A 12,058-nucleotide genomic window follows, 5' to 3' on the forward strand; every position below is an offset into this window, starting at 1 on the left:
GTCCCGGCGGGCCGGACCGCGCCCGCGCTGCTGCGCTCGGGCCGCGCCCGCGTCACCCACGGCGTCCAGGCCGGGGACGTGACCGCGCGCGAGGCCGTGGTCTGGACGCGGTCGGACCGTCCGGCGCGGATGCTGGTCGAGGTGTCCCGGCGGCCGGACTTCCGCGGCGCGGAGCGGTTCCGCGGCCCGGTGCTCACCCCCGACACCGACCTGACCGGCAAGACCTTCCTGCGCGGCCTCCCGGCGGGCGAGGAACTGCACTACCGCGTCGTCCTCGCGGACCTGGACCGGCACGGCGTGACGTCCGCGCCCGCCGTCGGACGCCTGCGCACCGCGCCCCGCCGCCGCTCCGACCTCTCGTTCGTGTGGTCGGGCGACCTGGCCGGGCAGGGCTGGGGCATCAACCCCGAAATGGGCGGCTACCGGATCTTCGACGCGATGTCCGCGGTGGACCCGGACTTCTTCCTGTGCAGCGGCGACCTGGTGTACTCCGACGGCCCGATGGCGCCGACCGTCGCGCTTCCGGACGGCCGCACCTGGCGCAACCTGGTGACGCCCGAGAAGACCAAGGTCGCCGAGACGCTCGCCGAGTACCGCGGGCAGTTCCGCTACAACCTGGAGGACACCGCGTTCCGCGCCTTCAACGCGCGCGTCCCGATGCTCTACCAGTGGGACGACCACGAGGTGCTGAACAACTGGTACCCGGGCGAGGTCATCGACCGTCCGGGGTACACCGAGAAGCGCGCGGACGTCCTGGCGGCCCGCGCCCGGCGCGCGATGTTCGAATACACGCCGACGACCGTCCGCGCGCAGGTCGGCGGCCGGATCTTCCGCAAGGTCTCCTACGGGCCGCTGCTGGACGTGTTCATGCTGGACATGCGGACGTACAAGAACCCGAACACGCCCGGCACCGAGACGTCCGGCCCCGGCCTGCTCGGCGCGGAGCAGGTGGCATGGCTGAAGCGCGAGCTGCGCGCGTCCCGCGCGACCTGGAAGGTCATCGCCAACGACCTGCCGCTCGGCCTGATCGTCCCGGACGGCACCGAGGGCAAGCCGAACATCGAGGGTGTGGCGCAGGGCGACAACGGCCGGCCGCTGGGACGGGAGCGCGAGTTCGCGGAGGTGCTGAGCTACGCGAAGAAGCACCGCGTCCGGAACATGGTGTGGCTGACCGCCGACGTCCACTACACGGCCGCGCACTACTACGACCCGGCGAAGGCCGCGTTCTCCGACTTCGACCCGTTCTGGGAGTTCGTGTCCGGGCCGCTGAACGCCGGCGCCTTCGGGCCGAACGCGCTGGACTCGACGTTCGGCGCGACGCTGAAGTTCCAGCAGGCGCCGCCGCACGCGAACACGTCCCCGGCCGAGGGCTTCCAGTTCTTCGGCCAGGTCACCATCGACGCCGCGTCCGAGACGCTGACCGTCACGCTGCGCGACCTCAACGGCAAGGCCCTCTTCACGAAGCCGCTGACGCCCGTCCGCTAGGTCTATGACCCGTCCCCCGGACTGCGCTGCGTCCGCCCCGGGGGGCGGGTCATCGCTTATGCAGGGCCGATGCGACCGCGCCACGAGCCGCGCGCCAGGTGGATCGTGCCGCTGGCGGAGACCCAGGCTCGTGCGCCGTAGAGCGCGAGTTCGCCGTCGGTGAGCCAGCGGTGGCGGATGTCGTCCAGCGCGTCCCAGAGACGGCGGGGGCTGGCTTGGTGGACGAGCGGCGGCGCGTCCCCTATGGCCGTGGCCCGCGCCCACGAGCCGTCCGGGTGGGACATCCAGGCGGTTCGGCGGTCGCCGCTGTGCTCGAAGCGGTGAGTGATGCCGGGATGGTCGATTTCGAGCATCGAGCGCAGCTCCCAGGACTCGTCGACCTCGACGACCGGGTAGCGGCCGATGCTCTCGTCTGCGTCGTCCTCGTGGGGCTCGGTGGTCGGGGCAGGCGGGTAGTCGGGGCCGGAGCGGGTGGACATGAACCCGGCGCGGTCCCATTCGATGCGCCCCTTGGCGACCATCGGGGCCGCGTCATCGGTCTTGGTCGCTGTGAGGATCGCGTTGATGCCGGTCAGGGTCGTCACAAGCCGTCCGCCGGGCCGGAGCGCTTCGAGCCAGGAGGGCGGGATGGGCCGGACGGCGACAGTGGAGACGATGCGGTCATAGCTGCCGGGCAGCGGTTCGGTCGCGTCACCCGTGACAAGCCGGGCACGAACGCCAAGACGGCCAAGGCGGTCGGCGGCGGCTTCGACCAGGTATGGATCGACGTCGATGGCGGTGAGAGTGTCGCCGCCGAGCGCGGCGGACAGGAGCGCGGTGCCGTAACCCGATCCCACGCCCACGTCCAGGACGTCGGCCCCCTGATACAGGTGGGCGTGCCGGTACATCGTCAGCAGGAGACCGGGCAGCGTGGAGGACGAGGTCGGACGTCCGGTCGTGGCGTCGTCGGGGGCGGCATGGTCGGCATGGCGAGGGCCGACCTTGGTGACCAGGGTTCGGTCGCTGTAGACCGTCCGGAGCCATGCGGAGGGGTCGTCCGAGCCGTCGCGCAGCGTCCAGCGGTCGTCGTCGTCCTCCCACCAGCGGGGGACGAGCAGATGGCGGGGAGTGGAGCACAACGGCCCCCACCAGCGCGAACCCGGATGAGTGATGCGGGCGGCGAGGTCTTGGGCGTGCGTTTCCCAGGTGTGCGGCATCGGTCGCCCCTTCAGTCGTCAGGGTTGCAGAAGGACGGGTCGCAGGACTGCTTTTCGGCGGGCGCGCAATCGTTGCTGTCGCCGTTCGGCTTGCACTCGACGGCGTCGGTGTTCCTGTGTGGCAACGTCGTGCGCAGCTCGCGCCACGCCTGCCCGGAGAGGACGTCGGCCAGGTCTCGTGCGCGAACGTTGCCCGCAGAGATGGTTCGGGCCATCGTGCACAGCCAGACCTCGCCGTCCGGTCCGATGGCGGCCCGTCCGTCTCCGCACCGTCCGCACAGTTCGCCGAGCGGACCGACACCCGCCTCGGCGGCCCGGCCAATCCGCCGAGTCCGGTCGACCGAGACGGTTGCGACACCCATATGCCGGAGTTGGGCGCGCGCTTGGTCGATGCGCTGCCCGTCCAGCACCCGAACGATGCCGACCCGCAGCGGGACGCCCAGCTCTAGGGCGCGGTCGATGTTGGCGCGGGTCTGCCGCCAGGTCGGACGTCCGGTGATCGCGATGTGCTGCTGCTGGTCGTCGCTGTACCAGGACGTCGCGAGCCGCACGCCGTCCTGGGCGAGGACGCGCCACAGGTCGTCGCTGATGTGGACGAGGTTGGAGTACACCTCGACGCCGATCCCGGCCCCGACCGCGCGGTTGATCAGCGTGGCCAGCCCCGGATAGAGGGTCGGCTCACCACCGATGACACAAAGCTCACGGACGCCCAGGTCAGCGGCCTGGTCGATCACGCGATGCCAGTCGGCGGACGTCATCGTCCCGGCGAGCCGATGGGGGCCGGACGCGTTGTAGCAGTGACGGCAGGCCAGTTGGCAGCGGCGCGTGAGCTCCAACCACAGCCGCTCCCATTCGCTTCGGGACGTGGCCGGCGAGATGGCGGGGACGGTCATTCACGCTCCTCTGGCATCGAGTCGGACGGCGAACGCGCCTTTGAGCGCGGTGATCGCCTCGTATGGATGGTCGATCTCGGCGAGCGGAGCGCCGTCGAGGAACCACCACCAGCGGTCCCCGTCGTCCTGACGGCGCACGCAGGTGATCAGCCCCTCGGCGAGGATGTCCGCAGGCTCATCGAGCGGATCGGTCTTGGGGGGACGGACCATGACGCGCAAGCCGCCGTCACTCAACTCGGTGGTGAATCGGTGCACCGAGAGCAGCGGTTGCAGCGATACCAGCGCGCGCCGGGCCGAACCATCGAAGTCGCTCACCACGGCTTCCTTCCGAGCCGGGGCCGAGGGCGGGCCTGCGGCTCGTCGGACGGGACGGGCCAACCGGCCTCAGCGACGAGCGGTCCCAGGACGTCGTGCACGGCAGCGAGCACCTGCGGCAGCTGGAAACGGGTGCCGAGATAACGGCCGGAGGAGTCGCAGAACCAGGCGACCTCATCGTCCCCGCAAAGCAGCGGTTCGACGTGCACCGAAAGACCGGTCCGCTCCAAGGCGGGATGCGTCACCCGCACCAACGGTGGGGACAGCTCGTACCGAGGGGTGACCGTCCACCCGGCCGCGGTGAGTAGTTCGGCGAGCTCATTCAGGTAGCGCTCGCGGGAGGGCGTCCGAGTCATCCGCACAGAACGCTCACCACATCCCACGCCACGACCGCGCCGACAAGAACCGCAGTGGCCCCAACCAGCACCAACGCCCGAGCCCGCTGCCGAACAGGCTGCTGCGCGGGACGCCCATCGAGGCGCCGCGCCTCCCTGAAGCCGGCCATCACCGTCGGCGGAGGGGCCAAGGGCACGTCCGCCGCCAGACGCCGGGCCGTCACGGTGACGAGCGGAGGGGGCGGAGCGTCCTCCTGGATCGGACGGACGGTCATCGGCGGCCGACGCGGCGGCCACGGCGGCTGAACGACGTGCCGGATGCGGTCAGCGAGCTCCCGAGCCGTCGGGGCCTCGACCAGGCGGTCACCGAGCAGCGCCCACCACGTCCCGGTGAACTCCCCACGCCATGTCGGCACCCCAGGGAACTGCCGGTGCAGCGCAGCAAGCAGAAGATCCGGATCGATCTCCACAACGAGACTCATGACACGACCGCCCAGACAGCCCGCGCGATCAGCCTCGGGCCCAGCAGGGCGCCCATCTTCGAGCTGGAGGGCGCGGCGAAATACCGGGCCGAACCGGCAGAGAACTCCCTACTCAGGAGATCCACTTCTGCACACGGCTGATCAATCAGCCCATAAACGTCCGGATTACCCCTAGAATCTGCCACGGGTCGGACCTCCTGTGTCCGATCAAGGCCCCGGAACACCCCGCTGTTCCCGCAGCGGGCCGGGGCCGCTCCTTTTCCACGTCGGAGCGCTGGCCACTGGACGTGATGCCAGGGGACGGCGCATCAGCGCGAGCCACAGCCAGTTGGAGGACGCAGCCGAGGAACTAGCCCTCGTCTACAGCCGACTGCCCTGGCCGGGTCGCACGGGCGCGCATTCCCTCCTTCGAATTCCACGTGCCTGACCACCCGAGGAAATCTCCGTGATTAATTCGCACCCGCTCCTCCAGTGAAGCCCCGCACAGGAGACAGCGGAACGGGGAGAATGGGGGCTATCAGGGGTGGAGGCACCCGCCTCTTCCCACCCGGCGAGAGGTGCATCGCAACATGTCCGCCGAAAAGCGAGCTTTGGGCGCACGACTGCGCGCCGCCAGGGAAGCCCCGCCATTCTGGTCACGACCCGAGATGGCACGACGACTCCGAGCCGCCGCCGACCCACGCGACCTACCTGGTCTGCCGCATGTTCCGGCCCTCTCGCACATGATCAAAGAATGGGAGGCCGGAAAGCATGTCCCGGGCGCCCGCTACCGGCGTCTGTACGCCGATGCGACCGGCCAAGCCGAGGACACGCTGTTCGGTGGCCCGCTCGGAACGCCGCCCACCCCGCGGGCCTACGAGTTGCCCGGGATCGCTCCACTTGCCGGGGAAGAACTAAGGGCGCGGCTTGCCGAGGTCTCCGGACGGCGCATCGGAGCCGGAATCGTCGCCGACCTCGCCGCGCGCGTCCACGGCCTCCGACTCGCCGACGACGTACTCGCCGGGCGGGATCTCCTCGTTCCTGCGGTGCGCGAGTTGGAGAACGCTCAGCGCATCTACCGTCACTCGAGCCACGACGAACGAACTGGTCGAGCCCTCCTCACACTCATCGGCGAGCATGCCCAGATCGCTGGATGGATCGCCAGCGACGCCGGCCAACATGTCCGCGCCGAGGCCATCTACCGGCTCGGGATCGACGCCGCCCGCGCGGCCGGTGACCACACGCTGGAGAGCAACCTCCTGGGGTCGCTCGCCTACCAGGTCGCCAACGTCGGCGACCCCACCGAGAGTGTCAAACTCGCCCATGCGTCCCGAGACGCGCTGGCCCCAGACGCTCCGGCACGCGCCCGCGCGCTTGTGTGGGACCGAATCGCATGGACGACCGCACGGACCCAGGACGCTCCCGCCACCATCAAAGCCCTCGCTGAGGCCAGCGCAGCCCTTGCGGAGGCTGGGCATGCTGAGGACGATCCCGGCTACCTCTACTGGGTAGATGCAGGCGAGCTGCAGATCATGGAAGCGCGCGCTTTCACGGAACTGCATCGCCCGCTGCGCGCCGTCCCTCTACTGGCGGAAGTCCTCGGCAGGTATGACGCGACCCATGCGCGCGAACTAGCGCTGTACCTGTCGTGGCTAGCGGTCGCACTGGCGGACGCCAACGAGCCAGAGGAGGCAGCAACCGTCGCCAGCAGGATGCTGGCACTGTCAGCCGACGTCGCCAGCGACCGAACCGCAGTGCGCACCCAAGTCGTCCTACAGCACCTTCGGCCGTTCGAGTCATCCCCGCCGGTCGCGGAGCTTCTGCGCTCTGCGCCAGAGCCATGAGCGCAGGTGTATGTAGGCGCAGCGCTCGCTCACGCGCTGACGCGTGATCCCGAACGCACCAAACGCATCCACCTCTTCCAGAGCGTGTCACCGGAGCACAAGGCCATCAGCACCTCGGAGGGACCTTGAGTCCGCTGCCGGAACGGATGACTGATCACTGGTGGTGGCGTCCGGGCGTTCGCCCCGGTCGTCGGCTGCTGGTCTGGCACATCCTCCTAGAAGACAAGCCCGACGCCCGCGCGCTGGTGGCCCAGTGCCAGGGCCGGCTCGCGAACATCCACGGGCTTGACCTGGTGCCTGAGACATGGCTGCACATGACTACACAGATCGTGGGGTTCGCCGACGAGATCCCCGAGCTTGAGGTGACCGCAATGATCGCCGCAGCCGAAGCTCACCTGAAGGGAGTTTTTCCGATCAGTGTGGAGCTCGGCCGACTGTGGTTCCACAGCGAGGCCGTGATGCTTGGCGTCCGGCCAGGCCGCGCTTTCGATCCCGTGCGACGAGCGATACGCGCTGCGGTCGCTGGGGCGATCACCAACCATCAGCTCGCTGATGAGCCGGAATGGACGCCGCACGTCTCAGTCGCTTACAGCAACTCGTCCGGTCCGGCCGCGCCCGTCCTCCGCGCCTTGGCCGAGCCACCTCCCCAGTGTCCGTTCACCGTTCGCTCGATCAACCTGGTCAGTCAGGAGCGAACCGGCCATCTGTACCACTGGACCCCGCTGGCCGAGATCCTCCTGAGCTCGCAGCGTCGCCCCTGACCTGCCCCGATGGGACGAGTTCGGTGGGACGACCGACTCCGGCGCGGCCTCTTGGCTTTCAGCGGTAGTCGAGACGTGCAGGACACCCTCATGAGCGCGACTTACGTCGTCAGCTCCGACGGCGAAGACGCAACCCTTCCACTGACGTGCATGTGTCAGCAGCCATGAGGCCCTCCCGTCCCTTCTCATAGGACCTGCGCACCCTGCCGCAAATCCTCGGGACGATGGGGACAACGATCCCACCCGCAGCAGCTCCGGAGGCACCGGTTGCGAACCCTCGTAGGGGCGATGAGGACCGGGCGGGGGCATGTACCCCGGGGGCGAGCCGATGCGGTTGCGAACCCTCGTAGGGGCGATGAGAACGAGGAGACCTTCCCGCTCGCGTTCCGCGACGCCAGGTTGCGAACCCTCGTAGGGGCGATGAGAACCCCAGGGTAAAGCCGCAGCTGCACGGACGGAAGGAACCTCCGGCAGAGGCGGATTCTTCAGCAAGCCGGCGGTAGTGCTGTGGAGCCCGGCGTGTCGCTGAAATCCTGGAGGTCAACCTCGGGTCTCGCTGGGGCGGGTGGGAGGTGGTGAGGTTACAAGGGCTTGGTGCGGGAGGTCAGCGTATGGGCCGCATGGAAGAGGTTTTGAAGGCGGGTGGACATAAAGACGCCACCTTCCACCTCGCCGGAACGAAGGTCATCGTTCTAACGGACGACGACGGTCAGACATGGCTGTGCCGCCGCGAGGACGGCGCAGGCGAGTCCGCCATCCCGATGGGTGAGTGTGTCCGCAAGATGCCGGAACGGATGTTGACCGATTCGAGCGACGTCGGCAGTCGGATACCTCATGGGCTATCGATGAGATCGAGCAATGGTGCGAGCCACGCCTCGTCCTCCGCGCCCGGCCCGCCTGGGATGAGCCGAGCTTGTGTGGCGGCGGGCGACAAGCGGTGGTCGGACCGTGAAGATGCTGAGCGCTTCATTCGAACCACGTCAAAGCCTTGGACGTACAGCTCCGGACTGGCGGCGACGGCGCGTCCCGCCCCCTTCTCCGTATTCGACCGTGGCGGGTTTACCAGGGTGGGGGTTCGCAGAAACGGGAGCTGGCCGGGATACCAGCAGGGATGACCAGGCGGGGCCAGCCCCGCGGCCGGTGCCGCAGCAGGTCAGCTACGATCACCTCCACCCGGGGCCGCAGAACGGGACCGTGTGGGTGAGTTCAGGGTCCTCCAGCAGCGGCGTGATGGCGCGGGCGGCGGCGTGCCGGATGTCGAGATCGTGATCATCCAGCAGGTCCCGCACGACCGCGAACAGCGCCGGGCGGGTCGAGCGGCGAGTTGGGCGGGCGAAGGCGGGAAGCCGAAGCGGCGGGCGCTTTCGTCGGCGGCCTGGCCGACATCAACGACCACACTGCCGATCAGCTCCAGCAGCTCGGCTCGCAACGGCAGCGGCGGCGGGTCACGGTAGAGCTCTGCGGGCAGCACCACACCCGCGGTGGCCGGCTGGCGAAGCAGCGCCGCCACCACCAGGATCGCCGGAGCAGTCGCCTCGATGACCGAGCACTGGTGGTTGATCACCTCACCCAGCTCGTGCACCGCGCGCGCCTGCTGGGCAGGCGCACCTAGCGCCAAAACGGTCAGCAGCTCCTCGACCGGCCGGACACCGGCCCCCTCACCGGGGCCGAAGAAGACCTCCAGCCGAGCCCAGTCGGTACCCGCGATCAACTCCTGCGGGGCGGCCCACTCGCCCATCACTCTCCCCATCGTCGGAACGACCCGGAACATGCGGGCCCTCGCCCGAGGCAATCCCGCCCCGCCATTGAAGCGAAACGAAGAGCAGCCCAGTTACCGCTAGTGTCCGCACTCAGCTTCTCGCTGGCGGGTCTATGCCTACGACGACCGCCGACGCGCCGGCCGTTGCATCCTCGCTCGCTCCGCCGAGCCTGTCCTCCGTGCCGCCGCCATGCCAAGGAAGATCCCGGTGATCTCCAGAAGCACGGACCCCCGCTCTTGAGCGCGTTCCTCAAAATCACCGACACCGAACGGCGGCGCACGCGGGCGTTCCCGGAAATCATCGAGAAACGTTGCCAGCGGACACGAGTCAAACCACGATGGGACGTGCCGAAGCACTGGAGACATTCGCCGCAGCACTGGCCGACGTCCTCAAGACAGGCGACATCACGCCCCGCCATCACGTGACGGACGCCCACGGACGGCACCAGGAGTAGCCGCGCATCACCCGCCGACGAGGCGCCGAGTGGCTGCACGCCACCACTCTGATGGCACGAAAGGAGGGCTATTGCCGAAGACCGTGACGATCACTGACGCCAGATCCACTGTCAGGACTCGGGGGCTCGGCGCAGAATGGGGGCGTGATGGAGATGCGACCTGCGACCAGCAGCGACAAGCCCCAGGTCAGATCCCTTATCGAGGCCCGCTGCGCGTGGCAGGAAGCCCGCGGCTTCGAGAGCTGGCGTCCAGCGCTGGAGCACCTGGTGGCCCAGTGCGACAACGCAGACGGAGACGTGTGGGTCCTTGTCGACGACCAGGCGGGCGTGGTCGGGCAGATGCTCGTCCAAGACGTAGGTCCGCCATGGGGTTGGAGCGACGCTGAACGCGAAGAACCGGCCCTGTACCTCTCCGGGTCCATCACCCGACCCGAGATGCAGGGCCGGCTCGGCGAGACGATGGCGCTGTGGGCGGTCGATCGGGCGGCGCGGCTCGGGATCCCTTGGGTGCGGCGCCACTGCCAGGTGGAGGCGGTCGCCCGCTACAACCTGACGCAAGGGTTCGCGCTGGTGCGCGAGGAGCAACGCACCAGCGCTCACTTGTGGATGATGGCCCGCCGCTCTGAGCGACTTGAGCTGTCTGATCGCCTCAGAGAAACGCCCGAGCTGCCGCGTCCAAGGTGATGACCTCCACCAGCTTGGAGTGCGTGTCCTCCCGGTAGGTCTCGCTCTCCAGTGCGGCGACCATGCCTTTGAGCCCGTCAGGGTCGAGGAACCCGTCCTCGATCAGCGGCGACCCCTCGTCCAGGATCCGGCGCAGCAGCGGAATCCCGTGCAGCATCAGTGACTCCTCGACCAGCTCGGCGAACGACTCGCGCGCCTTCGGGTTGCACGCGTCTTCCGACAGGCCGAACGTCGCCAGGTGACGGCGCTGAAGCTGCTTGAGCTCTCGCCAGTAGAACGGCAACCGATCGCCGAGCTCGACCAGGGCTTGGTGCGCGAATGGGTGGACAGGCCACAGCCCGGTCTGGAGCAGCGGCGGCGCGACGCACTCGGCGGCCAGAAGCGTGATCCCGCCGGCCATGGCGGGCGGAGCGATGCCGTCGTCGCCGTACTCGATCCCTGCGCGCGCCCTCGGCCCGAGCCACGGCAGGTCGAAGTCCTCTCGCTTGTCCCGGGCGGCCTGGGCGGACTCAGCTGACCCGACGGCGACCATCTCGTCGCCTCCGAGCCCAGTGACGACCGTGTGCGCGCCGAGGCCGGCGATCTGTCGGTTGAGCGCGACGAAATGCTGATGAAGGGGTTCGTCATACGGGCTGACCAGCTCCCCACGGACGCGAGCGCAGCCTGGCGCGAACATCGGCAGGTCTCGGGTGTCCAGGCACAGGTCATGTGGCCCGAACGGAACCTTGTCTCGGATCTCGGCGCGGCGGCGGATCTGCTGGTTGCGGCCAGCTCCGATGATGACGAGGGTGGCGGTGTTGATGCGACCGGGCCAGCGCCGGGCGGCGCGGATGCCGATCGACCCGGAGTCCAGGCCGCCTGTCAGGTGGCACAGCGTCGCGTCCGGGTCCAGGGGGCGCGCGTCCAACGCCATGTCGATCGCGGCGGTGAAAGCGGCGAGGACGTCCGCACCGACGGCCAGGGCGCGGGGAGCGGCGTGTAGAACCGGCTCGGGGTACCGGATGACCAGGTCTCCGCCGAACGTCGCCGTCGCGCGCTCGGTCAGCCGGCGAATCCCCGCGAACGCGGTATCGGTGCTGTACCTCGGCCGGTACACCAGCATCCGCGTGACCTCTTTGGGGTGGAGACCTCCCGCGTAGGGCTGCAGATCGGCCATGTCCCACGAGCCGTGCAGGATCCCGTCCTGGTGAGCCAGGAACAGAGGGGTACTACGGACAGCGCCGGCGGTGAGCCGGACCGGCCGGTGGGGCGCGGTCTCGATCAAGACGTAGTCGAGCGGCCACCGCCGCGCCTGGTCGGTGATGTAGTCGAGCTCGTCCGCAGTGACCGCGACCAGGTCCCTTGACACGGTCGCGCCGCCAGGCGCGCGTTCCCGGACGATGATCGCGGTCCGGGTTCCGTCGGTCGCGGCGACCTGCTCCACCAGCGGATGAGTGAACGGTGCCAGTTCGCTCCTGCCGCCTGGTGTCACGTACGCGGTGCCGTTCCACCTCCAGGCCACGGCGTTCGGGTCGATCCTCAGCTTCAGCACGGCCGTCTCCTCTCGCTGTGAGCCGCCGGAGCCCGGTCGGGCGGCCGGGCTCCGGCTGGCGAATGGGAATCAGGTGGCGGTGGTGTCGTAGGTCTTTGCGGCGTCGCTGCTGCCAGCGATCTTCTTGTAGTCGTTGCGGATCTCCGGGCCCTGGACGATGAGTTCCAGGTCACCGTCGAACAGGTCGTCGACGGCGACCGCCGGTTCGTCCGGGGCGGTAAACGGAGCCAGGCGCGCCACGGGAGCGCTACTCCGCTCCGACATCACGGTCTTCATCGTGGTCACGGGCCACTCCTCCGCTCGTGAGGGCCACAACCCTCAGCCGGTGTTGGCCTCAGT

12 protein-coding genes are annotated in these 12,058 nt (G+C 69.1%); 4 read left to right on the top strand and 8 right to left on the bottom strand.

From position 1 onward, the window contains the following. Positions 1-1,485: alkaline phosphatase D family protein (locus DZF91_RS09085; protein WP_117357028.1), on the top strand; the 1,485-nt coding region annotated here is incomplete at its 5' end. A 56-nt stretch (positions 1,486-1,541) separates the two neighbouring features. Here the strand turns inward: DZF91_RS09085 and DZF91_RS09090 are convergent. Genes DZF91_RS09090 through DZF91_RS09110 form a run of 5 tightly spaced genes read right to left on the bottom strand, consistent with a single transcriptional unit; the run spans position 1,542 to position 4,694 of the window. Further along, the gene (locus tag DZF91_RS09090) at positions 1,542-2,681 is read right to left on the bottom strand and encodes a methyltransferase domain-containing protein (RefSeq protein WP_117357029.1); all 1,140 of its coding nucleotides are present in this window, start codon (positions 2,679-2,681) and stop codon (positions 1,542-1,544) included. Between the two features lie 11 nt (positions 2,682-2,692). Next, complete coding sequence (locus tag DZF91_RS09095; RefSeq protein WP_117357030.1) at positions 2,693-3,574, bottom strand: radical SAM/SPASM domain-containing protein; 882 nt, start codon at positions 3,572-3,574, stop codon at positions 2,693-2,695. Beyond that, entirely contained in the window at positions 3,575-3,889 is a 315-nt protein-coding gene (locus DZF91_RS09100; protein WP_117357031.1) for a hypothetical protein, read from the bottom strand. Further along, positions 3,886-4,245, bottom strand: a complete 360-nt coding sequence (locus DZF91_RS09105; protein WP_147341068.1) for a hypothetical protein — start codon at positions 4,243-4,245, stop codon at positions 3,886-3,888. Before DZF91_RS09105 ends, DZF91_RS09100 begins: the two co-directional genes overlap by 4 nt. Beyond that, positions 4,242-4,694, bottom strand: coding sequence for a hypothetical protein (locus tag DZF91_RS09110; protein ID WP_117357033.1), 453 nt, complete (start codon positions 4,692-4,694; stop codon positions 4,242-4,244). The genes DZF91_RS09105 and DZF91_RS09110 overlap by 4 nt, the downstream gene beginning before the upstream one ends. 734 nt (positions 4,695-5,428) lie before the next feature. Here DZF91_RS09110 and DZF91_RS09115 point away from each other — a divergent pair. Then, on the top strand, positions 5,429-6,529 hold the full coding sequence (locus DZF91_RS09115) for a transcriptional regulator (protein WP_235834181.1): 1,101 nt from the start codon (positions 5,429-5,431) through the stop codon (positions 6,527-6,529). A gap of 125 nt (positions 6,530-6,654) precedes the next feature. Beyond that, positions 6,655-7,290 carry a 2'-5' RNA ligase family protein gene (locus DZF91_RS09120; RefSeq protein WP_147341069.1) on the top strand — a complete coding sequence of 212 codons (636 nt, stop codon included), beginning with the start codon at positions 6,655-6,657 and terminating at the stop codon, positions 7,288-7,290. Between the two features lie 1,153 nt (positions 7,291-8,443). Here the strand turns inward: DZF91_RS09120 and DZF91_RS09125 are convergent. After that, positions 8,444-9,028, bottom strand: a complete 585-nt coding sequence (locus DZF91_RS09125) for a hypothetical protein (RefSeq protein WP_147341070.1) — start codon at positions 9,026-9,028, stop codon at positions 8,444-8,446. 620 nt (positions 9,029-9,648) lie between these two features. Here DZF91_RS09125 and DZF91_RS09130 point away from each other — a divergent pair. Then, positions 9,649-10,188, top strand: a complete 540-nt coding sequence (locus DZF91_RS09130) for a GNAT family N-acetyltransferase (RefSeq protein ID WP_117357037.1) — start codon at positions 9,649-9,651, stop codon at positions 10,186-10,188. On the opposite strand, the gene DZF91_RS09135 is transcribed toward DZF91_RS09130, so the two are convergent. Next, positions 10,154-11,719, bottom strand: a complete 1,566-nt coding sequence (locus DZF91_RS09135) for an asparagine synthase (RefSeq protein ID WP_117357038.1) — start codon at positions 11,717-11,719, stop codon at positions 10,154-10,156. The genes DZF91_RS09130 and DZF91_RS09135 overlap by 35 nt on opposite strands. Before the next feature lie 69 nt (positions 11,720-11,788). Then, a complete protein-coding gene (locus DZF91_RS09140) occupies positions 11,789-12,004 on the bottom strand; it encodes a hypothetical protein (RefSeq protein WP_117357039.1) in 216 nt (71 codons plus the stop codon). Positions 12,005-12,058: the final 54 nt, after the last annotated feature.

The sequence above is a fragment of the Actinomadura logoneensis genome, from assembly GCF_003428695.1.
Classification (GTDB): domain Bacteria; phylum Actinomycetota; class Actinomycetes; order Streptosporangiales; family Streptosporangiaceae; genus Spirillospora; species Spirillospora logoneensis.

Bases quoted from the DNA above. Each gene is read 5' to 3' on its own strand.
- DZF91_RS09115 (WP_235834181.1), top strand. From the start codon at position 5,429: ATGATCAAAGAATGGGAGGCCGGAAAGCATGTCCCGGGCGCCCGCTAC.
- DZF91_RS09090 (WP_117357029.1), bottom strand. From the start codon at position 2,681: ATGCCGCACACCTGGGAAACGCACGCCCAAGACCTCGCCGCCCGCATC.
- DZF91_RS09125 (WP_147341070.1), bottom strand. From the start codon at position 9,028: ATGGGCGAGTGGGCCGCCCCGCAGGAGTTGATCGCGGGTACCGACTGG.
- DZF91_RS09095 (WP_117357030.1), bottom strand. From the start codon at position 3,574: ATGACCGTCCCCGCCATCTCGCCGGCCACGTCCCGAAGCGAATGGGAG.
- DZF91_RS09105 (WP_147341068.1), bottom strand. From the start codon at position 4,245: ATGACTCGGACGCCCTCCCGCGAGCGCTACCTGAATGAGCTCGCCGAA.